General features: G+C 75.4%; 20 protein-coding genes. 6 read left to right on the top strand and 14 right to left on the bottom strand.

Annotated elements, in window-relative coordinates; genetic code table 11:
• Window positions 1–13 precede the first annotated feature (13 nt).
• From DT057_RS16595 to DT057_RS16575, 4 genes are all read right to left on the bottom strand, one after another.
• Window positions 14–955: a LysR substrate-binding domain-containing protein gene (locus DT057_RS16595; RefSeq protein ID WP_162501425.1), complete on the bottom strand. Its 942-nt coding sequence runs from the start codon at window positions 953–955 to the stop codon at window positions 14–16.
• Window positions 956–1,424: 469 nt separating this feature from the next.
• Window positions 1,425–3,164 (bottom strand): thiamine pyrophosphate-binding protein, encoded by a 1,740-nt coding sequence (locus DT057_RS16585; RefSeq protein ID WP_238314215.1) that lies wholly within the window; start codon window positions 3,162–3,164, stop codon window positions 1,425–1,427.
• Between the two features lie 60 nt (window positions 3,165–3,224).
• On the bottom strand, window positions 3,225–4,793 hold the full coding sequence (locus DT057_RS16580; protein ID WP_128563212.1) for a class I adenylate-forming enzyme family protein: 1,569 nt from the start codon (window positions 4,791–4,793) through the stop codon (window positions 3,225–3,227).
• 45 nt (window positions 4,794–4,838) lie between these two features.
• Window positions 4,839–5,858 carry a TRAP transporter substrate-binding protein gene (locus tag DT057_RS16575; protein WP_128563211.1) on the bottom strand — a complete coding sequence of 340 codons (1,020 nt, stop codon included), beginning with the start codon at window positions 5,856–5,858 and terminating at the stop codon, window positions 4,839–4,841.
• A gap of 149 nt (window positions 5,859–6,007) precedes the next feature.
• On the opposite strand from DT057_RS16575, the gene DT057_RS16570 reads away from it, so the two are divergent.
• Together DT057_RS16570 and DT057_RS16565 are read left to right on the top strand one after the other, a co-directional pair.
• Window positions 6,008–6,730 (top strand): GntR family transcriptional regulator, encoded by a 723-nt coding sequence (locus DT057_RS16570; protein WP_128563210.1) that lies wholly within the window; start codon window positions 6,008–6,010, stop codon window positions 6,728–6,730.
• A gap of 31 nt (window positions 6,731–6,761) precedes the next feature.
• Complete coding sequence (locus tag DT057_RS16565) at window positions 6,762–7,772, top strand: GlxA family transcriptional regulator (RefSeq protein ID WP_128563209.1); 1,011 nt, start codon at window positions 6,762–6,764, stop codon at window positions 7,770–7,772.
• On the opposite strand, the gene DT057_RS16560 is transcribed toward DT057_RS16565, so the two are convergent.
• From DT057_RS16560 to DT057_RS16550, 3 genes are all read right to left on the bottom strand, one after another.
• A complete protein-coding gene (locus DT057_RS16560) occupies window positions 7,744–8,385 on the bottom strand; it encodes an HD domain-containing protein (RefSeq protein ID WP_128563208.1) in 642 nt (213 codons plus the stop codon). The two genes, DT057_RS16565 and DT057_RS16560, sit on opposite strands and share 29 nt — an antisense overlap.
• 178 nt (window positions 8,386–8,563) lie before the next feature.
• Window positions 8,564–9,763, bottom strand: a complete 1,200-nt coding sequence (locus DT057_RS16555) for an ABC transporter substrate-binding protein (protein ID WP_238314212.1) — start codon at window positions 9,761–9,763, stop codon at window positions 8,564–8,566.
• Window positions 9,764–9,902: 139 nt separating this feature from the next.
• A complete protein-coding gene (locus DT057_RS16550; protein WP_128563207.1) occupies window positions 9,903–11,099 on the bottom strand; it encodes a cytochrome P450 in 1,197 nt (398 codons plus the stop codon).
• Window positions 11,100–11,194: 95 nt separating this feature from the next.
• Here DT057_RS16550 and DT057_RS16545 point away from each other — a divergent pair, with 95 nt between their 5' ends.
• A complete protein-coding gene (locus tag DT057_RS16545; RefSeq protein WP_128563206.1) occupies window positions 11,195–11,764 on the top strand; it encodes a MarR family winged helix-turn-helix transcriptional regulator in 570 nt (189 codons plus the stop codon).
• Window positions 11,765–11,936: 172 nt separating this feature from the next.
• On the opposite strand, the gene DT057_RS16540 is transcribed toward DT057_RS16545, so the two are convergent.
• From DT057_RS16540 to repA, 4 genes are all read right to left on the bottom strand, one after another.
• Window positions 11,937–12,869, bottom strand: coding sequence for a dihydrodipicolinate synthase family protein (locus DT057_RS16540; protein ID WP_128563205.1), 933 nt, complete (start codon window positions 12,867–12,869; stop codon window positions 11,937–11,939).
• 155 nt (window positions 12,870–13,024) lie between these two features.
• Window positions 13,025–14,239, bottom strand: a complete 1,215-nt coding sequence (gene repC, locus DT057_RS16535; protein WP_128563204.1) for a plasmid replication protein RepC — start codon at window positions 14,237–14,239, stop codon at window positions 13,025–13,027.
• Between the two features lie 214 nt (window positions 14,240–14,453).
• Window positions 14,454–15,506 carry a plasmid partitioning protein RepB gene (gene repB / locus DT057_RS16530; RefSeq protein ID WP_128563203.1) on the bottom strand — a complete coding sequence of 351 codons (1,053 nt, stop codon included), beginning with the start codon at window positions 15,504–15,506 and terminating at the stop codon, window positions 14,454–14,456.
• Window positions 15,506–16,708, bottom strand: coding sequence for a plasmid partitioning protein RepA (repA, locus tag DT057_RS16525; protein WP_238314221.1), 1,203 nt, complete (start codon window positions 16,706–16,708; stop codon window positions 15,506–15,508). Before repA ends, repB begins: the two co-directional genes overlap by 1 nt.
• Before the next feature lie 674 nt (window positions 16,709–17,382).
• On the opposite strand from repA, the gene DT057_RS16520 reads away from it, so the two are divergent.
• From DT057_RS16520 to DT057_RS16510, 3 genes are all read left to right on the top strand, one after another.
• Complete coding sequence (locus DT057_RS16520; RefSeq protein WP_128563201.1) at window positions 17,383–17,928, top strand: FecR domain-containing protein; 546 nt, start codon at window positions 17,383–17,385, stop codon at window positions 17,926–17,928.
• Entirely contained in the window at window positions 17,928–19,778 is a 1,851-nt protein-coding gene (locus tag DT057_RS16515) for a CHASE2 domain-containing protein (RefSeq protein ID WP_128563200.1), read from the top strand. The genes DT057_RS16520 and DT057_RS16515 overlap by 1 nt, the downstream gene beginning before the upstream one ends.
• A 114-nt stretch (window positions 19,779–19,892) precedes the next feature.
• Window positions 19,893–20,678 carry an ATP-binding cassette domain-containing protein gene (locus DT057_RS16510; RefSeq protein WP_128563199.1) on the top strand — a complete coding sequence of 262 codons (786 nt, stop codon included), beginning with the start codon at window positions 19,893–19,895 and terminating at the stop codon, window positions 20,676–20,678.
• A gap of 40 nt (window positions 20,679–20,718) precedes the next feature.
• Here the strand turns inward: DT057_RS16510 and fhuB are convergent, their stop codons facing one another.
• The 3 genes from fhuB to DT057_RS16495 form a co-directional block, all read right to left on the bottom strand.
• Window positions 20,719–22,719 carry a Fe(3+)-hydroxamate ABC transporter permease FhuB gene (gene fhuB / locus DT057_RS16505; RefSeq protein ID WP_128563198.1) on the bottom strand — a complete coding sequence of 667 codons (2,001 nt, stop codon included), beginning with the start codon at window positions 22,717–22,719 and terminating at the stop codon, window positions 20,719–20,721.
• Window positions 22,712–23,671, bottom strand: coding sequence for an ABC transporter substrate-binding protein (locus DT057_RS16500; protein ID WP_128563197.1), 960 nt, complete (start codon window positions 23,669–23,671; stop codon window positions 22,712–22,714). The genes fhuB and DT057_RS16500 overlap by 8 nt, the downstream gene beginning before the upstream one ends.
• The coding region (locus tag DT057_RS16495) for an MFS transporter (RefSeq protein WP_203236296.1) at window positions 23,664–24,356 on the bottom strand (693 nt) is incomplete at its 5' end. The genes DT057_RS16500 and DT057_RS16495, both read right to left, overlap by 8 nt.

The following is a 24,356-nucleotide window of genomic DNA, read 5'->3' as shown; positions in this document are numbered from 1 at the left end:
GTATCGTGAAAACTTATGGCTCGTGCAGCGTCGCGCCGCCCCACGTCCCGGCGCCGACGAGGCGGCGCATCTCCGCCCGCATGGCGTCCGCGGCGATCAGGGCCGCCCCGGTGAGGGGATGGTCGATCGCCCGGCAGAGGCTGACGGGCCGGGAGATGCCGGGCTCGGTGAGCCGCAGCGCGTCGATCCGGTCCCCCTCCCCGGTGCCGACGAGGGCCGACATCGGCAGGATCGTCGCCGCGAGGCCGGCGGCCGCGGCCTTGCGCATGGTCGGCAGGCTGTCGACGTCGGCCACCACGGTCAGCTCCAGGCCGAGGCGGGCGAAGCGCGCGTCGACGAGGCTGCGCAGGGTGTGGGTGCGGCTCGGCAGCACGAGGGGAAGCCGGGCGGCGTCCCGCATGGTGATGGCGCTGCCGGCGACGGCGCCCGCCCGGGCGACCAGGAAGAGGTCCTCGCGCAGGATCGGCTCGACGCCGAGGCCCGGCGCCGGGGTCTCGCGGTACAGGATGGTCAGGTCGAGCCTGTGGCGCATCGTCAGCTCGTGCAGGTAGCCCGACAGGCTCTCGAACAGTTCGGGCCGGATCCCCGGATGCTGCCTGAGGAGGATGGCGAGGAGCGGGTGGGCCAGGATCGTCGCCACGCTCGTGGGCAGGCCGATGGCGACGCTGCCCCGCTCCGGGGTGTGGCCGGTCACGTCCGCCACCGCCCCCTCGACCTGGCGCAGGATGGTCCGGGCGTGGCGGTAGAGCCGGTCGCCGGCCTCGGTGGTGCGGACCCCGCGGGCCGTGCGCGTCAGGAGCAGGGTCCCGAGCCGCGCTTCGAGCTGGGCGATCTGCTGGCTCAGGGCCGGCTGCGCCACGTTGAGCTGCGAGGCGGCCCGCGACAGGCTCCCCCAGTCGACGGCCGCGACGAAGAACCGGATCTGCTTGAGGCTGAGATTGCCGATCGCTGTCACGCGAGACCCTGCGGCTCCACTGCGTCGCCCACCCCGGCGCAAGCGTGATGGATCCCGGACCGGGGTTTTGCAACCGCCGTCCGGCGCCGCGCCGCGCGCCGCCGGCGGGGATGCGCCGGGGGCGGGAACAGGCTCCGGCAGGCCAGAAATACACCATCTGTTAACTGCGCGGGTGTTCCTTCGGGCCATGCCGAACCAGTCCGATCCGCCCCATGACGCGGACGCGGAACGCCTCCTGAAGATGAGGCTTCAGCGCCGCAAGTCACACCCCGAGTCGACCATGGTCGAGAGATGGAAACGTCTCAATCACTCGACTTCCGCGGCCGATATCGCGGCCCGCCGCTTGACTGAGCTGAGGGACAGCGAGCTTTCCGGCACGCCGCAGGACTGACGCCGCCGGACCGGCAACCCGGGGGCCCGGGCCGTCGGCGGCCCGGGCCGGCCTGCGCCGCGCGCCGGCCCCGGCGTGTCAGCCCTCGCCGCGCCGGCGCCTCTCGGCGTCGTCCCAGGCGGTCAGCGGCTGGTAGTCGGGCACGAATCCGAGGCCCTTGCGGGCGTCGGAGGAGACCGCCCCCTGCGAGGTCACGACGTCGACGAGGGCGGGCGCGTTCGCGAGCGCCCGCTCGATCGCGGCCGGCAGGTCCTCGGGGCGCTCGACCCGCTCGCCGTGGGCGCCCAGCGCCCGCGCCATGCCGGCGTAGTCCGAATCGGCGAGCAGCGTGCCGACGACCCGGCCGCCGTAATTGGTCTCCTGGTCGAAGCGCTCGATGTTCCAGGCGGCGTTGTTCGAGACCACGATCACCGGCCGGGCCCCGTGCCGGACGGCGGTGTCGATCTCCATGGCGTTGATCCCGAAGGCGCCGTCCCCGGTGACGCAGATGACCTGCCGGTCGGGATGCGCGAGGGAGGCCGCGATCGCGAAGGGCACGCCGACGCCGAGGCAGCCGAACGCCCCCGCATCCATGTAGGTGCGCGCCTCGAGGCCGATCCGGGCGAAGCTCAGGAGGTCGCCGCCGTCCGCGACGGCGATGTAGTCCGGCGCGGCCGTCCGGCGGATGGCCTCGAAGATGGCGTTCGGGTGGATGCGGCCGTCCGGACCGACCTCGGTCCGGGGGCCGCCGCCCGCCATCCGCTCGCGGTGGCGCCGCCGCAGCCCGTCGGCCCAGGCCCGGTCGAGGGCGGGCTCGCGGTTGGCGGCCGCCTCGACGATCGCCGCGAGGGCGAGCGACGGGGTGGCGAGGAGCTCGGGCTCGCCGCGCCGGTTGTCGACGAGCTCGCCCGCCGTGTCGGCGATGCGCACGAAGCGCGCCTCGGGGAACACCGCCGGCGAGCCGTAGCCGAGCTGGTAGTCGAGCTTGCGCCCGATCACCAGGACGACGTCGGCCTCGGTCATGGCGGCGGCCCGCACGGCCCCGACGGTCGCCGGGTGGTCGGCCGGGACGAGGCCCCGGCTCTCCTGCGTGTCGAGGTAGACCGCCCCCGTGGCGTCGAGGAGCCGGACGAGCTCGGGGCCCGCCAGCCGCGCGCCCCGGCCCGTGACCACGAGGGGGCGCCGCGCCGACCAGAGCGCGTCGACGGCCGCCGCGACGGCGTCCGGGTCGGGCGGCAGGAGGCGGGGCGCCTTCGGGCGCATCCAGTCGGCGAGCACGAGCCCCGGCGGCACGTGGGCCCGCAGGACGTCCGTCGGGATCTCGACGTAGACGGGCCCGGGCTCGCCGAGGTCGCCCATGGCGCGGCTGACGGCCTCGTCGAGCTCGCGGATGACCTGCTCGGCGACCCGGGCCGTGCGCGACTGGCGCGTCACCGGCCGCAGGATCTCGACGTGGGGGATGTCCTGCAGCGGGCCGAGATTCGCCTGCGGCCGCGAGGTGCAGCCCCCGATCAGCAGGACCGGCACCCGCGCCAGCGACGCGTTGGCGATGCCGGTGACGCAGTTGGTCACGCCGGGGCCGGCGGTCGCCATGGCGACGCCGAGGGTGCCGGTCAGCTCGGCGTGGGCGTGGGCCATGTGGACGGCCGCGCCCTCGTCGCGCACGTCGACGATGCGGATGCCGAGCCGGGCGGCGTGGTCCCAGATCGGCTGGATGTGGCCGCCCTGGAGGCCGAAGATCCGGTCGATGCCCCGCGCCTTGAGGAAGCGCGCGATCCAGGCCGCGCAGGAATGCTCGTCCGCGTTCAGGTCCATGACGGGGTTGGCGGTCTGGCTCATGGTGTCCTCCCTCTCGTGCGCGCCGCGTCGTCCGCGCGCCTGTGTCCGCGCGCCTGTCCGTCAGCAACGCTCGCGCGGCGGGCCGAGAAGGCGCTGCTTGAGCGTGCGGTGCAGATTCTTGCCGGTTGCGGTGCGGGGCATCTCGTCGTCGGCGAGGAACGAGACGGAGCGCGGGCGCTTGTAGCCGGCGATCCGGTCCCGGCACCACGCGAGGAGGCCCGCCTCGTCCAGGGCCGCGCCCTCGCGCAGGACGATGGCCGCGTGGACGCGCTCGCCCCAGGTCGCGTCGGGCAGCCCGACGACCGCGACGTCGCGCACCGCCGGGTGGGCGCCGAGCAGGGCCTCGACCTCGGACGGGTACACGTTCTCGCCGCCCGAGATGATCATGTTGCTCTTGCGGTCGACGAGGTGGATGAAGCCGTCCGCGTCCCGGCGCGCCATGTCGCCGACCGTGCAGTACGCGTCCCGGAAGGCCTCGCGGGTCTTCTCGGGCAGCTTCCAGTAGCCGTCGAACGTGTAGGGGTTGCTCGAGTAGAGCTCGCCCGCCTCGCCGTCCGGAACCTCGCGGCCCTCCTCGTCGAGGAGCCGGATCGGCGCCGACCCGACGCATTCGCGCCCGACCGAGCCGAGCTTCGTGAACTGCTCCTCGGGGTGGAGCATCGTCACCCAGCCGGTCTCGGTCGAGCCGTAGAGCTCGAACAGCCCGGAATTCGGGAACATCTCCATGACGGCCCGCTTCGTGTCCGGGCGCGCGGGGGCCGAGGAGATCATCAGCCGGGTGACGCGGCCGAGGTCCTGCGCGCGCGCCGCGGCGGGCAGGCCGAGCATCATGGCGTAGTGGGTCGGCACCAGCGACGTGAAGGTCGTGCCGCCCTCCGCCAGCACCCGCACGCAATGCTCCGGATCGAAGCTCCTGCGCGAGTAGATCGTGGTCGAGCCGCCGCAATAGCTGAACGCGCCGAAGAAGTAGAGCGAGTTGGCGTGGCACATCGGCATGACGAGGAGCGCCGCGTCCTCACGGTGGATGCCGAGCTCGATCTCGGTCACGAGCGACAGCATGGCGGCGCCGCGGTGGCTGCGGATGACGCCCTTGGGGCGGCCGGTCGTGCCCGAGGTGTACATCAGCATCCAGGGATCGGCCGGCGCCACGGCGGCGTCGGGCTCGGAATCGCGCGCGCGCCCGATCAGGTCCTCGTAGGCGCGGCGGCCGGCCGGGCACGGGGCGGCCCCGAACCAGACCACGCGCCCGGGCGGGACCGGCAGGTCGGCGCCGATCTCCTCGACGACGCCGCCGAGCGCGTCCTGCACGATCAGGGCCGCGACCTCGGCGTCCTCGAGGATGAAGCGCACCTCGGGGCCCACCAGCCGGAAGTTGACCGGCACCACGACGAGGCCCGCCTTGGCGGCGGCGGCGTAGATCTCGACCCACTCGACGCAATTGTAGGCGAGGACCGCCACGCGGTCGCCCTTCGACAGTCCGAGGCCGAGGAGCGCGTGGGCGAGCCGGCGGGCGCGGTCGTTCCACTGCCGGAAGGTCATCGCCCGCTCGAGGTCGCGGGCCCCGATCCGGTCGGGCTGCAAGCGCGCCTGGACGGCGAGCATCTGCCCGTGCGTCAGCACTTCCCCCATCGCTCCCTCCTCCCGCTCGCCGGGGCCGCGGCGCGGCCCGCCCGCTCAGCCGATGTCGCCGGCGTATTTCTGCACCAGGCCCCAGGCCTCGGCACCGAACTTCTCGCGCCACTGGCCGTAGAACTTCGTGCTGCGCAGGGCCGCCTGAAAGGCGTTGGGATCGACGCCGTTGAAGACCAGTCCCTTGCCCTCCAGCTCCTTCTGGAGGTCGACGTTCGCCCGCGCGATGTCGTCGCGCTCCCGGAGCGCGGCCGCGTTGAGGTGCCGGGCCATGATCTGCTGCACGTCGGCCGGGATGCCGCGCCAGACGCGGCCGCTCGCCATCATCCAGAAGCCGTCCCAGGCGTGGTTGGTGAGGGAGCAGTACTTCTGCACCTCGTAGAACTTGGCGAAGTTGATGAGCGCCAGCGGATTCTCCTGGCCGTCGGCGATCCGCGTCTGCAGCGACGCGTAGGCCTCGCTCAGCGGGATGCTCACCGGCGCGGCGCCGAGGGCCGAGAACATCGAGACCCAGAGCGGCACGACGGGCACGCGGATCTTGAAGCCCTTGAGGTCGGCCGGCGACTGGATCGGCCGCGTGCTGGTGGTGATCTGCCGGAAGCCGTTGTCCCAGGTCGCCTCGAAGGGCACGAGGTTCGCCTTCTCGATCGCCCGCCGGATATAGCCGCCGACGTCGCCGTCCATGGCGGCCCAGACCTTGTCGTAGCTCGTGAAGGCGAAGCCGAGCCCGGTCAGCGAGGTCGCCGGCACGAGCGTCGACACGACGGTGCCCGGGAAGGTCGCGAGCTCGAGGGCGCCGGAGCGGATCTGGGACAGCATGTCCGAATCGCTGCCGAGCTGGTTGGAGGGGAACAGGTTGATCTCGACCGCGCCGTTCGTCTCCTGGGCGATCGCCGCGATCGCCTCCTTGAGGCGGACGTTCACCGGGTGGGGCGCCGGCAGGTCGGTGCCGAGCTTGAAGCTCATCCGGGCGCCCTGGGCGAGGCTCGGGCGCGGGAAGGCCCCGGCGGCGAACGCCGCACCAAGGCCGGCCGTGAGCACGCGCCGCCGATCGAGGCCAACCATCGCTTCTCTCCCTGGATGAACACGGTGCGGTTGAGCCCGCCGTGGCGCTTCGAATTCGGAATTCGAATTTAGAATTCGCTATTGCATGACCGGCCGGTTTGCGCAACACGGCTGGCAGCGGATTTTTTCCCCGAGGAGGCGGTCCGGCCATGGCCGGTGAAGCGGACACGCGCACGAGCCTCACGCGCCACCGGCTCGTCGAGCAGGTCTACGCGGCCATCTTCAACGAGGTCACCGAGGGGCGGCTCGCGCCGAACACGCGGCTGATCCAGGACGAGCTGGCGGAGGCCTACGGCGTGTCGCGCCAGCCCGTGCAGCAGGCGCTGCTCCTCCTGCGCAACCACGGCATCGTCCGGGACGCGCCCCGGCGCGGGCTGGTGGTGGCGCCCCTCGAGGCCTCGTTCGTCCGCAACCTGTACGAGGTCCGGGGCGTGCTGGAGGGGCTCACGAGCCGGCTCGCGGCCGAGCGCGGCGCCGCCCGGGCGCGGCGGGAGGGCCCTCCCCTCGTGGAGGCGGGCCGGGCCGCGGTGGCGAGCGGCTCGGTGGCCCGGCTCATCGCGGCCGATATCGGCTTCCACCGCTTCCTGAGCGAGATCTCCGGCAACCCGATCATCGTCGAGACGGTCGCCCCCCACCTCAACCACCTGCAGCGCGTCATGGGCGAGGTGCTGCGCGAGGACGAGACGATGCCGAGCCGGATCTGGGAGGAGCACGCCGCCATCCTGGACGCCGTCATGGCGGGGGACGGCGCGCGGGCGGACGCGCTCTCCCAGCAGCACATCGCCCGGGCCGCGACGGTGTTCGTGGCCCGGCTCCGGGCCCAGGAGGACGCCTGCGCCGAGGAGGTCCGGCGCCGGCGGGTCCGCCGCTGAGGCCGCGGCGCCGGGCGCCCGGGAGGCGGGGATGGCCGCACGGACGATCGGGATCCTGGTGCCCGACGGCGTGCAGGCGCTCGACGTCGCCGGGCCGGCCGACGTGTTCTGCGAGGCGAACGCGTTCGTGCCCGCGGGGGAGCGCTACGAGACCGTGCTGGTCGCCGCGACCCGGGCGCTGCGCGCCTCGAACGGCATGCGCCTCGTGGCGGACCGCACCCTCGCGGAGGCCCGGGACGGCTTCTCGGTGCTCCTCGCCGCGGGCGGCCCGTCCCTGCCGGAGAGCCCGCCCGATCCCGGGCTCGGCGCCTGGCTGGCCGGCGCGGCGGCCCGGTCGGGCCTCTACGGCTCCGTCTGCACGGGCGCCTTCGTGCTCGGCCACGCCGGGCTTCTCGACGACCACGCCGCCACCACGCACTGGCAGAACGCCGCCCGCCTGGCGGCGCTGTTCCCCCGCGCGCGGGTCGACCCCGACCGCATCTTCCTGCGCGACCGCCGCCTGATCACCTCGGCGGGCGTCACCGCCGGCATCGACCTCGCCCTCGCGCTCGTGCGCCAGGACCACGGCGAGGCCGCCGCCCGGGCGGTGGCCAAGCGCCTCGTCGTGGTGGCGCAGCGCCAGGGCGGGCAGTCGCAGTTCAGCCCCTTCCTGGCCGCGCCCGCCGACGAGGCCTCGCCCCTCGCGCGGGTCCAGGCCCACGTCCTCCACCACATCGGCGAGCGCTTCACCCTCGCGCGGCTCGCCGCCATCGCGGGCACGAGCCCCCGCCACCTCGCCCGCCTGTTCATCCGGGAGGCCGGCATGACCCCGCACGCCTTCGTGGAGGGCGCGCGGGTCGACGTCGCCCGCAACCTCCTCGAGGGCAGCGCGCTCCCCTTCAAGGCGGTGGCCTACGATTGCGGGTTCGGCACGGCCGAGCGCATGCGGCTCGTCTTCGTCAGGCGCCTCGGCGTCTCGCCGGCGCAGTACCGGGCGGGCTTCCGGGGCCCGGAAGCCCGCCCGCGACGGCCGGTCAGCTCCGCCAGTCCGAGGCCAGGATGAGGCTGCAGAAGTTCACCCGCCGGTAGGTCGGGTCCTTGAGGGCGAGCACGTCGGCCTTCACGTTGCCGAAGGTCGTTGCGGGCTTGCCGATCGTGCCGCGCGCGAAGGCGTCGATGATGCCCTCCTTGAAGTGGTCGCCCCGGGGGTGGCAGGCGCAGACGTGGTCGCGCTGCGCGTGGCTGAAATCGTGGTAGGCGAGGCCGAGCACGTCCATCTCGACGCCGGCCGTCACGAGGGCGATCGTCGGGCGCATGTGCTCGGGCACGCCGGGCGTGGTGTGCAGCGCGATCGCCGTCCAGACGTCCTCGACCTCGCGCTCGCCGACGCCGTAGCTCGCCAGGAAGTCCCGCGCCGCGTTGGCGCCGTCGACCTCGAAGCGCAGGTCCGGGCTGGCGTAGGCGCCGGTCAGGCCCATGTCGTGGAACATGGCGCCGACGTAGAGGAGCTCCGGGTCGAAGCGCAGTCCGCGCCGCTCGCCCGTCAGCGCTCCCCAGAAGAAGACGCGGCGGCTGTGGTGGTAGAGAAGATCATCCTCGGTCTCGCGGACGAGCTCGGTCGCCGCCCGCGCCATGGCGCTGTCGGGAACCGCCACACCGGCGACGATGTCGGTCATGTCGAACACTCCATCTCGTGGCCGCCCGCCGCGCAAGGCCTCGGGATGCTCCCGAGGTCGAGCGGCGGCGCGGGCGATGTCGATGGATGATCGTGCGCCCCGTCGCCCGGCGGCGGCAACGGGCCGGTTCCACGGGATCCGGCCAACGATGCCGCGTTTCCGGCCATGCCGGGCGCGGTCAGCGCACCAGCGGGCAGCCCCCCTCCGCCAGGGGGCGGAAGGCCTGGTCGGCCGGCACCGTGGCGACGAGGGTGTAGTAGTCGTAGGGCGCCCTCGACTCGCCCGGCTTCTTCACCTCGAACAGGTAGATCGGGTGGATCGCCCGCCCGTCCGGGCGCACGCTCAGGTTCCCGAACAGGGCGTCGCGCGGGGGCTGGCGCTTCATCTCGGCGACCGCCGTGCGGCCGTCGTCGCTGCCGGCGCGGGCCACGGCGTCGAGGTAGGCCAGGGTCGCCGAGTAGACGCCGGCCTGGTTGCCGCTCGGCACCTTGCCGGCCTGGCCCGGGCGCGCCGCGAAGCGCCGGGCGAAGTCCCGGGTGGCGTCGTCCATGTTCCAGTAGAACGACTCGGTGAGGAGCAGCCCCTGGGCGTCCTTCAGCCCCATCGCGTGGACGTCGTTGATGAAGACCAGGAACGCCACCAGCGCCTGGCCGCCGTCCTTCAGCCCGAACTCGGCGGCCTGCTTGACGATGTTGATGGCGTCCTGGCCCGCGTTGGCGAGGCCGACCACCTTGGCGCCCGAGCCCTGCGCCTGGAGCAGCAGGGAGGAGAAGTCGGCGGTGCCGAGGGGGTGGCGGCTCGCGCCCTTGACCACGCCGCCGTGGCTCTCGACGTACCGGCTCGCCTCCGCCTCGATGCCCTGGCCGAGGGCGTAGTTCACGGTCAGGAAGTACCAGGACTGGCCGCCGCGCTTCATCATGGCGGCCGCCGTGGTGTTGCCGGTGGCCCAGGCGTCGTTGACCCACTGCACGGTGTTGGGCGAGCAGGCCTTGCCGGTCAGGTCCGAGGTGGCGGTGGCCGAGGCGAGCAGCGCCATCCGGGTGTCGCGCAGCAGCGCGTTGACGGCGAGGCCGACGGAGGAGTTCGGCACGTCCACCACCGCGTCGACCTTGTCGACGTCGAGCCACTTGCGGGCGATGGCCGACCCGACGTCGGCCTTGTTCTGGTGGTCCGCGAAGACGATCTCGACGCGGATGTTCCGGCCGCCGCCGGCGAAGTCCTCGGCGGCGAGGCGGGCGGCCTCGACCGAGCCCATGCCGTTCGTGTCCTGGAACGGCCCCGACATGTCGGTGAGCACGCCGACCCGCACCACCCCGTCCGAGACCTCGGCCCGCGCCGCCGCGGCCCCGAGCATCATGGCGGCCGCCGCCGCCCACATCCCCGCTCGCCTCAAAGTCCCCTCCCCTGTGCCATCCGCTCGTTGCTCTCTGGCGACGCCTCCGCCGGACCGCTCCCCGCGCCGCCCGCGACCGGCCGGTATCCGCGCCGAACCGCTGTCCATTTCGGCCGGGCGCGCGCTAAGCCGCGGCCTCGAGGCGGACCGGCAGCCGGTCGAGCCCCCGCAGCGTGTTGTTGTAGCGGCGCACGGCCGGCCCCGTGATGGTGACGCGCCCGACCCTGCGGGCGAGGGCCGACAGCATCACCTCGCCCTCGAGGCGCGCCAGCAGCTGGCCGACGCAGACGTGGATGCCGGCGCCGTAGCCGACGTGGCCGACCGTCGCGCGGGTCGGGTCGTAGCGGTCCGGGTCCTCCCAGCGGCGCGGGTCGCGGTTGGCGGCGCCGAGGAACATCAGCACCTTGGCGCCCTCCCCGACCGGCGCGCCGCCGAGGGTGGCGGGCCGCGTCGTGGTGCGGAAGAACGTCTGCACCGGGCTCTCGAAGCGCACCGCCTCCTCGAAGGCCGCCCGGGCGAGGCCGGGCTCCGCCCGGAGGCGCGCGAAGGCCTCGGGGAAGCGGGCGAGGCAGTACACCGCGGCGCCGATCCCGTTCATGGTCGTGTCGAGGCCGGCCGTCAGGAGCGAGCGCACGAGCAGCGGCGCCTCCTCGTGCGTGATCGCGCCCGCATCCGCGGCCGCGTGGATCGCCGCGCCGAAGCCGCCGGGCGCGAGATTCTCGCGCCGGCACTGCTCCATCACCCAGCCGACGTGGGGGGCGGCGGTGTCCAGGGCCTGCTGGCGCAGGGCGTTGGGCGGCCCGAAGGCGTTGAAGGCGAGGCTGGCGTAGGGCAGCAGGTGCTCGCGGCCCTCCCGCCTCAGGCCGACCGCGTCCGGGAACACCGAGAGCGGGAACGCCTCGGCGAGGTCGGCGACGGCGTCGAACTCCGGGCGGGCCGCGAGGTCGTCCACGAGCGCGTCGGCGGCGGCCTGGAAGCGCTCCCGCAGGGTCCGCATCACGGCGACCGAGAGCACGCGGTTCAGCACCGTGCGGGCGCGGCCGTGCTCGGGCGGGTCGGTCTCGAGGATCAGGCTCCGCGGCCGCCAGGGCGTCTCCCGGGCGAAGTCGCTGAGGCCCACGCCCCGGCCCGAGCAGAAGGTCTCGTGGTCGTTGAGAACCGTCCGCACCTCCTCGTAGCGGGCGACGGCGTAGCAGCCCCAGCGCGCGAGCCAGACCACCGGGCCGGCCTCCCGCAGGGCCTCGTGGATGCGGTGGGGGTCCTCGAAGAACTCGGTCGAGAACGGGTCGACGTCCGAGACCGGGATGCCGGACGGGGTCATGCGCTCCTCCGTGGGGTGGCGCGGCGCGGCGCGCGGGAATCGACGGGGGCCGCCGGCTCGGGCATAGGCAGCCGGGTGAGTGGGCGGGGCGCGCGATGGATCGGGGGCGAGAGGACGAAGCGGGCGCGGGGGCCCCGCGCCTGGACCTCGCGGCCTACGTCCCGGCCCTGCTGACGTTCCTCGCCAACAAGCTCACCCGCACCGGCTCGGCGCTCTACCGGGCGCGCTTCGGCGTCGGCATCACGGAGTGGCGCATCCTCTCGCTCCTGGCGCTGGAGCCGGGCATCACCGCCAACCGCATCTGCCAGGTGATCGGGTTCGACAAGGGGCCAGTGAGCCGCAGCGTGGCGTTCCTCGCGGACCGGGACCTCGTGACCGTGGAGACCGACGCCGCGGACGCCCGCCGGCACCGCATCACCCTCACGGCGGCGGGCCTCGCCCTGCACGACCGCATCATCCGGGTGGCGCTCGAGCGCGAGCGCCGGCTCCTCGCCCCCCTCAGCCCCGAGGAGCGCCGCGTCCTCGTCGGCCTGCTCAACCGGCTGCACGACAACCTCGGCGCCGTCTCGGCGCCGATCCCCGACGTGCCGCCCGTCACCCCGCCGGGCCGGGAGCGTCTGCCTGCGCATCCTCGCGCGTCCTCCACCAAGGCCCGGGACGGTTGAACCCGCCCGCGGAAGGCCGGCGCGGACGCCGGCTCCGGGTCACTCTACGCGAATCCGTTGCCGTGGCAACTGTTTCCCTCGCCGATCCCGAGGGCGCGGGATCGGGGCGCTCCGGAGCCGCGCCCGCGCCGGTCGCCTCGTCGGCGACGGACCGGCGTCCCCGGGCTTTGCCCTAGCGGCCCCAGCGCAGGACGAGCGGGTCGAGGCGGCGCGCCACCTCGATCAGGCCGGCCCGGGTCGCCCCGTCGAGGGGCCGCAGCGGCGCCCGCACCGTCTCGGCGGCGATGACCCCGCCCTCCCGCATCAGGGCCTTGCAGGCCGCGAGGCCGCACTGGCGGTTCTCGTAGTTGATCAGCGGCAGCCAGCGCTCGTAGGCGGTGAGCGCCCCCTCCCGGTCGCCGGCCACGTAGGCGTCGAGGATCCGCCGGATGCCGTCCGGGTAGCCCCCGCCCGTCATCGCGCCCGTCGCGCCCGCGTCGAGGTCGGCCATCAGGGTGATGGCCTCCTCGCCGTCCCACGGCCCCTCGATCGCCTCGCCCCCCTGCGCGATCAGCTCGCGCAGCTTGGCCGCCGCCATCGGCACCTCGATCTTGAAGTAGGCGACGTTCGCGATCTCCCCCGCCATGCGGGCGAGGAAGCCGGCCGAGAGCGGCGTGCCGGCCACCGGCGCGTCCTGGATCATGATCGGAATCGCGATCGCGTCCGAGACGGCCTGGAAGAAGCCGTAGATGCCCGCCTCCCCGATCCGGATGGTGGCGCCGTGGTAGGGCGGCATGACCATCACCATGGCGGCCCCCGCGGCCTCGGCCCGGGCCGAGCGCGCGGCGCAGACCTGGGTGGCGAAGTGGGTGGTGGTGACGATGACGGGGACGCGCCCGGCGACGTGGTCGAGCACCGCGTCCATGACGCGCTCGCGTTCCTCGTCGGTGAGCACGAACTGCTCGGAGAAGTTGGCGAGGATGCACAGGCCGTCCGACCCGGCATCGATCATGAAGTCCACGGCCCGGCGCTGGCCGTCGAGGTCGAGGCCGCCGCGCTCGTCGAAGATGGTCGGGACCACCGGGAACACGCCCCGGTAGGGGCGTCCCGTCCGTGCCGTCGTCATCGTGTGTCCTCCCGGTCGGGGGTTGGCGCGCATCGCCGGCGGGCCGGCGCGGCGCGTGGTCGATATAGCGCGTCGCGCCGCCCGCGCCGCAGGGGCCCGGGCGCCGATCGCGGCCGCGGCGCTTCCCGACGCCCGCCGGCCTGCGCGACAGCCCCTCACGCCCGCCGCCTCGCGCTCCCCTCCCCTCCCGGCCTGGCCCGCATCAGCGCCATCAGGACGGGCCCGAGGGAGTAGCGGCCCGCGACCGCCATCTCGGTCAGGCGCCGCAGGTAGCCGCCCGGGCTGCGGATCGCCTCCGCGCGCTCCAGGATCGCCGCCATGGTCACGGCCGCCTCGATCTCCCCCATGGCCGCGACCGCGTCGTCCCAGGTGCTCGGGGAGATGCCGAGCATGCCCCGGACCACGCCAGCCGCCGCGACGAGGTCCCGCCACGTCGCGATCCCGTGCCGGGTGTAGTCCGCGATCGCCGGGCAGGCCTGGAGCACGAGGCCGAGCGGGTAGGCCTTGGGGGCCAGGGCTGGTGCCGCCGGGATCGCCGCCGGGACGACCGGGCGTCCTCGCAAAGTCCGTTCTGATTCCAGAAGGACCTCTGATTCAGAACTCTGATGGTGGCGCTCAACCTGAGACTCAGTGGGGCTCGATTCCTCCGATTTGATCGCGTCCGTCAGTAACTTATCCACATCCAGGCGCAGAACCCGCAGGCTCGCCGCCACGGCCTCCAGGCGCGCGAGGTCGGCCGAGCGCGGCGGCATCCCGCCCGTGCCCGTGAAGGCGGCCGCGAGGCGCCCCCAATCTCCCGGCAGGCCCGAGGCGCTGCCGGCCTCGATGGTTTTCGCGATGTCCCGGCGGTGCAGGGAGATCTCCTCCCGCAGCCGCGCGCGCGCCCTCGCCGCGGCCCTGACCTCGCCGGCCCGCGCCTCGAACTCGGCCGCCCGCGCCACCAGGGGCGTCAGGTCGAAGCCGAAGGCCTGGTCGATCGAGCCCCCCTCCCCGCGCCGGGCGTAGCGCTTGCCGTTGGGGCTGTCGCGGCGCAGGATCAGCCCCGCCTCCACGAGCTGCCCCAGGGCGCGCCGCAGGGTCGCGGGCGCGGGCCCGTGCGCCCGCACCGCGAGCTCGCGGTTCGAGGGGAAGACCACGAGGTCGGCGCCGGGCACGAGCGCCGTGTCGGGGTGGAAGGTCAGGAGCGCGCTCAGCACCGCGAGCGCGCGGTCCGAGACCCCGAACACCTCCTTGGCCTCGGTGAGGTGGCGAAAGATCCGCCATTTGTGGCCGACCGCGTCGTCCGGGCAGGCCTTCGCGGTCGCCTGCGCCGCCACCATGGCGAGCGAAAGCGGTCGCCGCCCGAAGGGCGTCGTTGCAAGCTGCGTCATCGTCTCTCCTTGTGCCGACAAGGGAGAGCCGTTCGCCGACCCGGCGTTCTTGACCTCTGATTTTCAGGGCGGTAGGGTGGGGTTGCTAGACCTATCGAGCCGGTTCGCGATTTGGTGTTGGTTTTGGGGCTCGTCCCTGACGCCTGTGCCGGTCGGGAGCCGGCTCTTTTATGTCGTCATCGTCTGCTCCTGGGTGGTTCGCGAGGGTCGCGGCTCAGCGGCTGGCGCCTCCCTTCTGGCGGGGCGCGCCCGTCCGGGCCCAGTCCGCGTGCAGGCGCGGCATGGCCTCGGCGACGAATTCCGCGAAGGCCACGTCGGCGATCTGGAGGCGCGCGCCCTTGGGGGTCCGCTCCAGCCGGCCGATCGCCTCGCCCCGGGCGCCGACGACGGGCTCGGGCTTCGCCGCCCCTCCCCGCCGGGGCGCCTGGACGGCCCGCAGCACGATCTCGAAGCGCGCATCCGTGTGCGCCGCCGCGAACGGCTCGGACCCGGAGGCCGCCCGGGCCGCCGCGACGGCGCCCTCGGGCTCGAGCTTGGCCGCGAGGGTGATCCAGCGGTCCCGGCCGACCTTCGGCGCCGGGCCGATCGCCGCGATCAGGTCGCGCGGCACCTTCACGGCCGCCGAGATCAGGCGCGACGCGCCGGTCTTGTCGACCGCCAGCGCCGCCATGATGGTCTCGCGGTCGAAGCCCGCCTCCTCGAGCCGCGCCGCGTAGAGCGCCCGCTCGATGAAGCTGAGGTCGCGCCGGGCGTTGTTCTCCTGGCCCTGCGCCACCACCAGCTCGGCGTCGGTGAGCTGGCGCACCACCGCCCGCACCGGCCGGCCGATCTCCGCCGCCGCCCGCACGCGGCGGTGGCCGTAGGCGATCTGGTAGCGCCCGCCCTGCCCCGGATGCGGGCGCACCAGGACCGGCACCTGCTGGCCCGACCGGCGGATCGATTCCACGAGGTCGCCGTGGTCGCCCCCCTGGTGCGGGATGCGGTCGGCCACGGGCGACGGCTCGAGGAGGCCCGGGTCGAGCTCGACCACGGCCTGGCCGCTCGCGAGCTGGGCCCGGATCTGCTCGGCATCGGAGGCCGCGCTCTTCAGGCTCTCGATCGAGCGCGTCACCGCCCCGATGGCGCCGCGGCTGCCGAAGCCGCCGTAGCGCGGCGTCCGGGGCGCCTCGCGGGCGGGATCCGGCGCCTCGGTGCCGGGCGGGTCGCCCGGGTTGCCGGCCGGCAACTTCGGTGCCACGAGGCCGGCGAGCAGGTTCTTCCGCGCCATCACGCCCTCCCCCAGGACTTGGCGATCAGGGCCTCGATCTCGCCGTTGACGTTGTTCAGCGCCTCGAGGGCCCGGTCGTAGGTCGAGCGCGTGAAGGAATCCCGCGTCACCTCGTAGAGGGTCTGCTTGGTGATGCCGGCATCCGCCACCGCGGTGCTCTTGACCATGGGGTAGTTCAGCACGTGCTCGCCGAACATCGAGCGCATGAAGCTCACCATCTGGTTCTGCGGCCCGTCCCCGGGCTCGTAGCGGGTGATCAGGTAGCGCATCCAGTCGTACGTCATGTTGCCGCCGGCCTCCGCCACCACCCCGAGCAGGTCGGAGGTCATGAGCAGGAACTGGCACATCGACATCACGTCGAGCATCTGGGGATGCACCGTCACCAGCACCGCGGTGGCGGCGCAGAGCGCCGACATGGTCAGGAAGCCGAGCTGGGGCGGGCAGTCCACCACCACCACGTCGTAATCGGCCTCGACCTCCGCGAGGGCGCTGTCGAAGCGGGTGAAGAACAGGTCCCCGCCGTCGCCGTCGTTGAGCGCCTTCGGGGTCTCGTGCTCGTACTCCATCAGCTCGATGTTGCCCGGCACGAGGTCGAGGCCCGGGAAGTAGGTCTTGCGGATCACCTGGGAGAGCGGCCGGCGCTGCCCGTCGTAGCGCAGGGCCGCGTACAGGGTCTCGTTCTCGCCGACGTCGAACTCGGGCTGGTAGCCGTGGAGCGCCGAGAGCGAGGCCTGCGGGTCGAGGTCGACCGCGAGCGTGCGGTACCCGCGCAGCGCTAGGTGCTGGGCGAGGTGCGCCGCCGTGGTGGTCTTGCCGGAGCCGCCCTTGAAGTTGACGACGCAGATCACCTGGAGGTGGTCGCCTTCGCGCCGGTGCGGCAGGTAGCGCCGCTCGGCCTTGCCGCTCTCGTCGAGGTAGGCCCGGAGCGCGCGGATGTCCTCGATCGAGTACGAGCGCCGGCCCGAGGTGCTCATCTCCGGCTGCGGCCCGCGGCCCTCGAGGCTCAGGCGCCGCAGGTAGCCCGCATCGACCCCGATCAGCCCCGCGACCTCGCCCGAGGTGAAGCGGCGCAGGGTCTTGGTGGCGGTCGGCGGGAACAGCTGGAGCCGGTGCTCCTGCAGCTTCTCCGACAATTCGCGCGCATGCTCGCCCACCAGCGTGTGGATGGCGCGCCGCGGGGTCGGCGTGGAGGGGGCGGCCAGGGTCACGTCGATGTCTCGTGCATACGCTTCATCCCGCTCCGAGCGCTTCGAAGCGTGACACCATCGCCCGACGGCGCGCGGGGTTGCAAGGCGGAAATGGTTAGCCAATCCCCAACGAGACGCGGAACCATCCTTGCCCGGGCTCCGCGGCCGCCGGGAAAAGCGAATCGCGAACAAGCACTTGGCGGCAGCGGCGGCCTGCCCGGGCCGGTCGCCGGGCCCGAGTTGCCGGCCGGCAACTGGCCTTGAAAGCCTTGATTCCGATCGCGATTCGGGAGCGCGTCTCCATCCCGTTAGCGGCCCTGAAGGTCTCGTTCGCCGAAAAACCGCGGGCGGCCGAATCATCCCGAGTCGAGCCGGCGTCCGGGGGCCGGCCCGGCGAGTCGAGCGGAATCAACCGGGCGAGACTCCTGTGCAAAACCCGGCCCGTCCGCGAGTCATCCCCCGGCCGCGCCAAGTCCCTGCGGGGAATCACCTTTCGCGGACCGGGCCGGCGCCCCGCCGCGCACGTCGCGGCGGCCGGATCGACATGGCCGCCGCGGGCCGCCGCCGCCGCGGAGCACCGCCGCGGCGGCGGCCCGGTGAAGCCCTCCCCTCGGCGAAGGTGCGCCCGCGCGCCACTGCGCTAGAATGCCGGGCCGTCGCGGCGGCTGAACGAGTTCGGAGCAGCACGAATGAGCGTCACCGCTTCCCACCGGGCCGGGCCGGCCCGCGCGGGCGTCCTCGCCGGGGCGCTGTCGGTCCTGGCGGCGCATCTGGCGGCGCTCCCGGCGGCCGCGCAGGGGCGCAGCTGCACGGTGACGCCCTACACGGACCCGCCCCGGCAGGTGCTGTCCTGCCCGGACGGCTTCACCCTGAGCGCGGAGAGCGGCAGCAGCTACCGCCTGATCGACCGCAACCGGGACGGCCGGCCGGAGGCGGCGGAGCTCGACGGGCGCGGCCTGCTCGTCGACGCGCCCCCGCGCCGGGGCGGGTTCCAGATCATGACGCCCCACGCCATCGCGTCGGTGCGGGGCACCGTCTGGGCGGTGGACGTCACGGCGAGCCGGACCTCGGTCTTCGTGCAGACGGGTGCGGTGTCGGTGCGCCGGCCGGGCGGCCCGGCGGTGATCCTGGGGGCGGGCGACGGCGTCGACGTCGAGGCCGGGACGGCGCCGCTGGAGGTCAAGCGCTGGGGCGTCGAGCGCGCCGCGGGCCTCCTTGGACGCTTCGGGCGCTGATGGCGCGCGCCGTCGGGGCGCGGGGGCTGCACGCGGCGGCCGCGCTCGCCCTCGCGCTCGCCTGGTCGGGCGTCCTCGCCACCCTGCACCTCGAGGGGCGCGCGACGCTGCTCGACCGGATCGAGGCCCCGCTCCTCGACCTGCGCTTCGCCCTCGCGGGCCCGCGCCCGGCGCCCGCCGAGGTGGTGATCGTCGCCCTCGACGACGCGACCCTGGCCGAGGCGGGCACCTACCCGCTGCCGCGCGCGACGCTCGCGCGCCTCGTGCGCACCCTGTCGGGCGCCGGCGCGCGGGGCATCGGCCTCGACATCCTGTTCCTGGAGCGCGGGCCGGAGGCCGGGGACCGGGACCTGGCGGCGGCCCTGCGCGAGGCGGGGGCCGTGATCGCCGGCGCGGCGCTGTTCGCGCGGGCCGGGGACGGGTCCGAGCCGGCGGCGGAGGTCCCGCGGGCCGAGACGGTGCTCTGGCCCACCGAGACCCTGCGCGCGAGCGCGGGCCTCGGCCTCGTCAACGTCGCCACCGACCACGGCGGCACGCCCCGCCACGTGCCCCTGCTGATCCGCGCCGACGACGCGGTGCTGCCGGCCTTCGCGCTCCGCCTCGCCGCCCGGGCGGCGCGCGCCGAGCCGGTGCTGACGGAGGGCCGGCTCACCGTCGGGCGCACGCGCCTGCGCCCGGACCTCGGGCTCAGCCTGCCGCTGCGCTTCTACGGCCCGCGGGGGACGATCCGGACGCTGAGCGCCGCCGCCGTGCTGCGCGGCGCGGCCGGGCCCGAGGTCCTGCGCGACCGCGTGGTGATCGTGGGCGCCACCGCGACGGCCGGGGCCGACACCTTCGCGACGCCCTTCGACCCGGTGCTCCCGGGCGTCGAGCTGCTGGCGACCGCCCTCGGCCACCTCGTCGCCGGGGACGGCCTCGTGCGCGACCTGCCGGTGCGCCGGGTCGACGCCGCGGTCGCGGCGGCGCTGGCGGCGGGCGCGGCCCTGCTGCTGCCCCTCGCCCCGCCGAGCCTGGGCCTGAGCCTCGTCGGCCTCGCGGCCGTCGCCTGGCTCGCCGCCGCCCAGCTGGCCTTCGCGCAGGCGGGCCTGTGGCTCGGCGCCGGGCTGCCGCTCGCCGCGATGGCGCCGGTGGTCGCCTTCGGGATCGCCGGCCGGATGATCCTCGACCGCCGCCTCGCCGGCCGCCTCGCGCAGGCCGAGCGGGCCCTGCGGGTGTTCCAGCCGCCGGCGCTCGCGGCCCGCATCGCCGGGGATCCGGGCTACCTCGCGGCGCCGGTCGCGCAGGTGCTGGGCATCGTGTTCGTCGACCTCAGCGGCTTCACCCGGCTGAGCGAGACCCTCGGGCCCGCCGCGACCCAGGCCTTCCTCAAGGGCTTCCACGCCCTCGTGGAGGAGGAGGTCACCCGGGCGGGCGGCCTCGTCATGACCTTCATGGGCGACGGGGCCATGAGCCTGTTCGGCCTGCCCGAGCCCGGGCCGGACGATGCCGACCACGCGCTCGCCGCCGCCGCCGCCCTGGTGCCGCGGGTGCGCGCCTGGCTCCGGGCCGAGTCCCGGGCGGACGCGCTCGACCTGAGGGTCGGGGCCCACCACGGCACCGTCGTGGTGTCGCGCCTGGGCTCCCGCGACCACCAGCACATCACCGCCACGGGCGACAGCGTCAACGTCGCGAGCCGCCTGATGGAGGTCGCCAAGACCCTCGGCGCCGCCCTCGTGGCGAGCGAGGACCTGCTGGCGGCCTGCCGGGACTCGCGGGCCGAGATCGCCGCCTTCGAGGACCGGCGCGCCGTGGCGATCCGCGGGCGGCGCCAGCCCCTCGCGGTCGCGGTCCGCTGGGTCAGGCCCGCCTGACACCCCCCGGCCGGCGCTCCGCGGCCGGGCGGCGCTCCGCGGCCGGGCGGCGCCCTTCCGCCGACCGTGCCGCGTTGCTATGAGGTTCGCCCACCCGCGTGGAGGCAGGGGCCCGTGAGCGGCGACGCACCGATCTTCGTCCTCGACGGCGTCGCGGCGTCCGCCGCGGGCCGGCGAATCCTGGAGCCCCTGAGCCTGGCGCTGCCGTCGGGCCGGGTCTGCGGCCTCATCGGCCACAACGGGTCGGGCAAGTCCACGCTCCTCAAGCTGCTCGCCCGGCAGCAGGCCCCCGATTCCGGCACGATCCGCTTCGCCGGCACCCCGCTCCCGGCCTGGCCCGGCCGGGCGCTCGCGCGCCGGCTCGCCTACCTGCCGCAGGCGACCGGGCCGGCGGCCGGCATGCTGGTGCGCGAGGTCGTGGCGCTCGGCCGCTATCCCTGGCACGGCCCCCTCGGCCGGCGCGGACCCGGGGACCGCGAGCGGATCGCCGACGCGATGGCGCTTGCGGACGTCGCGCCCTTCGCCGACCGCCTGGTCGAGACGCTGTCGGGCGGCGAGCGTCAGCGGGCCTGGCTCGCGATGCTGGTCGCGCAGGACGCCGGCTGCCTGCTGCTCGACGAGCCGACCTCGGCCCTCGACCTCGCCCACCAGGTCGAGGTGCTCGCCCTGGTGCGGCGGCTGAGCCGCGAGCGCGGCACGAGCGTGGTCGTGGTGCTGCACGACGTGAACCTCGCGGCCCGGTTCTGCGACGAGATCCTGGCCCTCCAGGCCGGGCGCCTCGTCGCCCGCGGCACGCCCGGCGACCTCATGACCGGCACGGCGCTCGCGGCCATCTACGGCATCCCCATCGGCGTGCTGCCGCGCCCGGGCGGCGGCGCGCCGATCAGCTACGCGCTCTGAAGGCCGGGCCGCCGGCCGGGCAGGGGCCCGCGACCCGGGCTCAGCGCCGCGCCAGGAGCCAGAGCAGGGCCGGCCCGCCGACCACCGTGGCGACGAGGCCGGCCGGCAGCCCGTAGGGGAAGAAGGCGGTGCGGGCGGCCCAGTCGGCCGCCACCATCACGAGGGCGCCGATCAGGGCGGCACCCGCCAGGTGGTGGGCGGCGCGGGCGAGCCCGAGCAGGCGCGCGAGGTGCGGGGCGATCAGCCCCACGAAGGTGAGCGGGCCCGCCGCGAGGGTGCCGGCGGCGGTGAGCAGCGCCGCCAGCGCCATGAGGGCGAGGCGCCCGCGGCCGAGGTCGACGCCGAGGCTGCGGGCCGGGACGTCGCCGAGGGGCAGGATGTCGAGCCAGCGCACCAGGGCCGGCAGCGCCAGGGCGGCGAGGCAGAGGACGCCGAGGGCCGCCAGCGCGTCGCCGGGCGCCGCCCGGGCGGTCGAGCCGGCGAGCCAGCCGCGCAGGAGCGCGATGCTCGGGTCGCCGCTGATCATCAGGAGGGTGAGCACCGCCCCGAAGCCGCCCGTGAGGGCGACGCCCGCGAGCAGCATCTGGTCGGGCCTGTGGCCGCTCCGGCGGCCGAGGGCCAGCATGGCGGCGAGCGTGCCGGCCGCCCCGAGGCCCGCCCCGGCGAGCAGCGCGGCCCGGCCGGGCTCGCCGAGGGCGAGGCTCAGGACCAGCACCCCGAGGGCGGCGCCGGCGCTGATGCCGAGGGCCTCCGGGCTCGCCAGCGGGTTGGCGGTGAGGCGCTGGATCACCGTCCCGGCGAGGGCCAGCAGCGCGCCCGCCGCCAGGGAGACCCCGACCCGCGGCAGCCGCCAGGGGAGGGGGGTCGACGGGCCGTCGAGGCCCGCCCAGTGCCAGCCCGCCGGGCCCGGCCCGAACAGGCAGGCCACCGGCAGGGCGAACGCGAGGGCGAGGGCGCAGCCCGCCACGAGCGCCCCGGGCCGGCGGGCCCGCCGCAGGGGTGCTGCGGGCGGCGGTGGCGGTGCCGGGTGCCGGGCGAGGCGCGGCAGCAGCCAGAGCAGCACCGGCACGCCGACCAGGGAGGCGAGGGCGCCCGTCGGCACCGCCGCGACGGGGCCGAGCGCCGCCGCCACGCCGTCGGTGAGCCAGAGCAGCACGGCGCCGAGGAGGGGCGCGAGCCACAGGCGCTCGGGCAGGCGCCGGGCGCCCGTGAGGCCCGCCAGCACCGGGGCCGCTAACCCCACGAAGCCGATCACGCCGACGCCCGCCACCACGAAGCCCCCGAGGGCCACCGCGAGGGCGAGGGCGCCGGCGCGGATCGCCCCGAGGGGCAGGCCGAGGCTGCGGGCCGCGGCCTCGCCGAGGTCGAGGAGCGCGAGCGGGCGGGCGAGCAGCGCGACCCCGATCCCGCAGGCGGCGAGGCGGGGCGCGAGGTAGGCCGGCGCCGTCCAGTCGTTCATGGCGAGGGAGCCCGCGCCCCACAGGAAGATCCCGAACAGCGCGTCCTGGTGCAGCACCACCAGCAGGGTCTCGAAGGCCCCGCAGTAGAGGTTGACCAGGAGCCCGGTCAGGATCAGGGCCAGCGGCGCGAAGCCCCGGCGCCAGGTCAGGCCGAACACCAGGGCGGCCGCGAGGGCGGAGCCGGCGAGCGCCACCGGCTCGCGGCCGGCCGCGAGGAGGCCCGGGGCGAACACCGTCGCGGCCGCGAGGGCGAGCTCGGCCCCCGCCGAGACGCCGAGCGTCGCCGGGGAGGCGAGGGGGTTGCGCAGGACCTGCTGGAAGACCGCGCCGGCGAGCGCCAGCGCCGCCCCGGCGAGCCACGCGCTGACGAGGCGCGGCAGCCAGCTCTCGCGCAGGATCACCTGCCGGATGTCGGCGGGATCGGGCGCGGCGAGGGCCCGCAGCGCCTGCGCGAGCGGCAGCTGGGCCGTGAGGCCGTGCAGGCTCAGGAGCAGGGCCGGCAGCGCCAGCGCGGCGATCAGGATCAGCGTGCCGCGCGGGCGCGCGGCGACCCGCCCGGGTGCCAGCACCGCCTCAGCCATCGCATCCGTCCGCCTGCGCCAGGGCCGCCCCGGCGAGCTCCGCGAAGCGTCCCGCGGCCGGCAGGCCGCCGTAGAACCACACCGGCGGGATCGTCGCCACGCGGCCCGCCCGCACCGGGGCGAGGCTGCGCCAGACCGCGCTGCCGGCGAGCGCCCTCGCGCCCCGGGAGACGATCGGCCCGACATGGACGATGCGGGCCTCGGGCTCGGCGGTCAGCGCCTCGACGCCGACGCTGGTGAAGCCCCACAGGTTCGCGGGCCCGCCCCAGGCATTCGCCACGCGGAAGCGGTCGAGCACCGCCTGGAACAGGCTGCCGCGGCCGTACACCACGACGTTGCGCTCGTCGACGATCCAGACGAGGTAGACCGGCCGCCGCGGCCCGCACAGGCGGGCGGCGGCCCGCCCGATGCGCGCCTCGGTCTCGGCCGCGAGGGCCCGGCCCGCCGCCTCCCGGCCGAGGCGGGCGGCGAGGCGCAGGGTCTCGCCGCCGGCCCGCTCGTAGGGAGCCCCGCCCGGGCCGTAGACGGCGAAGACCGCGGTCGGGGCGATCCGGGCGAGGAGCGGGGACAGGCCCGCCTCCTGGAGCGGGCTCAGGACGATCAGGTCGGGCCTCGCCGCGTCGAGCAGCTCGAGGTTCGGCTCGACCACGAGGCCGAGGTCCAGGGTGTCGGGCGGCAGCGCCGGCGCCACCACGGTGCGGGAATACCCCGCCGGCTGGGGCACGCCGACCGGCCGCACGCCGAGCGCCAGCACAGTCTCGGTCGCGCCCCAGTCGAGCACCGCGACCCGGCGCGGCGCCGCCCCGGCGCCCGCGGGCTCTGGCGCGGCAGGCTCGGCCGCGGGCTCTGCCGCCGCGGGATCCGCCGCCGCGGGATCTGCCGCCCCGGACCCTGCCGCCGCGAGGCACAGCAGCGCGAGGGCCCGCCGCCGGGTGAGGGGGCCCTCAGGCATCCGCGGCCCCGCGCGTCCCGGCGAGGCTCGCCCGCACCAGGGCCGGCACGGACAGCGCGATGCAGGCCGTGGCGACGAGGCACGCGGCGCCGCCCGCCAGCATGGCGGTGCGGGGCGAGGTCAGGTGCGCGAGCAGGCCGGCCTGGAGGCCGCCGAGCGCCGGGCCGACCGTGGCCTGGAGCACCCACAGGCTCGACACCCGCCCGAGCAGGGCGTCGGGGGTGTGCGACTGGATCAGGGCGGCCCGCAGGATCTCGGCGAAGACGCCGGCTCCCCCGATGGCCGCGAGGCAGAGCAGGGCCGACCACAGGCCGGAGGCGGCGCCGAGCCCCATCACGGCGACGCCCCAGACCGCGACGCTGCCGACGAGGTAGCGCCCGGCCCGGGGGCTCGCCCCGGCGGCGCTCGCCCCCAGGGCGACCGCGAGGGCGCCGACCGAGGGGGCGGCGTAGAGGAGCCCCACGGTGGCGGTGTCGCCGTGCAGGTCGCGGGTGCCGAATTCCGGCAGCAGCGCGTAGGGCAGGGCGAGGATCATGGCGGCGAGGTCGGCGACGAGCAGCCCGGCGATCAGGGGCGTGCGGGCGAGGTAGCGCAGGGTGCCGGCGGCGCCAGTCGCCGCCGCGGCGCCAGTCGCCGCCGCGGCGCCCCTCGCCCCGGGCGCGCCGGCCGGCGCCTGCGGCGGCAG

The organism is Methylobacterium crusticola, assembly GCF_003574465.1.
GTDB lineage: Bacteria > Pseudomonadota > Alphaproteobacteria > Rhizobiales > Beijerinckiaceae > Methylobacterium > Methylobacterium crusticola.
This window is presented reverse-complemented; position numbering and strand designations above follow the sequence as displayed.

What these genes read in the sequence shown, in the direction of transcription:
- DT057_RS16550 (WP_128563207.1), bottom strand. Translation starts at nt 11,099, where the DNA reads ATGACCCCGTCCGGCATCCCGGTCTCGGACGTCGACCCGTTCTCGACC.
- DT057_RS16515 (WP_128563200.1), top strand. Translation starts at nt 17,928, where the DNA reads ATGGCGCGCGCCGTCGGGGCGCGGGGGCTGCACGCGGCGGCCGCGCTC.
- DT057_RS16580 (WP_128563212.1), bottom strand. Translation starts at nt 4,793, where the DNA reads ATGGGGGAAGTGCTGACGCACGGGCAGATGCTCGCCGTCCAGGCGCGC.
- DT057_RS16560 (WP_128563208.1), bottom strand. Translation starts at nt 8,385, where the DNA reads ATGACCGACATCGTCGCCGGTGTGGCGGTTCCCGACAGCGCCATGGCG.
- DT057_RS16565 (WP_128563209.1), top strand. Translation starts at nt 6,762, where the DNA reads ATGGCCGCACGGACGATCGGGATCCTGGTGCCCGACGGCGTGCAGGCG.
- DT057_RS16545 (WP_128563206.1), top strand. Translation starts at nt 11,195, where the DNA reads ATGGATCGGGGGCGAGAGGACGAAGCGGGCGCGGGGGCCCCGCGCCTG.
- DT057_RS16585 (WP_238314215.1), bottom strand. Translation starts at nt 3,164, where the DNA reads ATGAGCCAGACCGCCAACCCCGTCATGGACCTGAACGCGGACGAGCAT.
- fhuB (WP_128563198.1), bottom strand. Translation starts at nt 22,719, where the DNA reads ATGGCTGAGGCGGTGCTGGCACCCGGGCGGGTCGCCGCGCGCCCGCGC.
- DT057_RS16570 (WP_128563210.1), top strand. Translation starts at nt 6,008, where the DNA reads ATGGCCGGTGAAGCGGACACGCGCACGAGCCTCACGCGCCACCGGCTC.
- repC (WP_128563204.1), bottom strand. Translation starts at nt 14,239, where the DNA reads ATGACGCAGCTTGCAACGACGCCCTTCGGGCGGCGACCGCTTTCGCTC.
- DT057_RS16520 (WP_128563201.1), top strand. Translation starts at nt 17,383, where the DNA reads ATGAGCGTCACCGCTTCCCACCGGGCCGGGCCGGCCCGCGCGGGCGTC.
- repB (WP_128563203.1), bottom strand. Translation starts at nt 15,506, where the DNA reads ATGGCGCGGAAGAACCTGCTCGCCGGCCTCGTGGCACCGAAGTTGCCG.
- DT057_RS16540 (WP_128563205.1), bottom strand. Translation starts at nt 12,869, where the DNA reads ATGACGACGGCACGGACGGGACGCCCCTACCGGGGCGTGTTCCCGGTG.
- DT057_RS16575 (WP_128563211.1), bottom strand. Translation starts at nt 5,858, where the DNA reads ATGGTTGGCCTCGATCGGCGGCGCGTGCTCACGGCCGGCCTTGGTGCG.
- DT057_RS16555 (WP_238314212.1), bottom strand. Translation starts at nt 9,763, where the DNA reads ATGTGGGCGGCGGCGGCCGCCATGATGCTCGGGGCCGCGGCGGCGCGG.
- DT057_RS16500 (WP_128563197.1), bottom strand. Translation starts at nt 23,671, where the DNA reads ATGCCTGAGGGCCCCCTCACCCGGCGGCGGGCCCTCGCGCTGCTGTGC.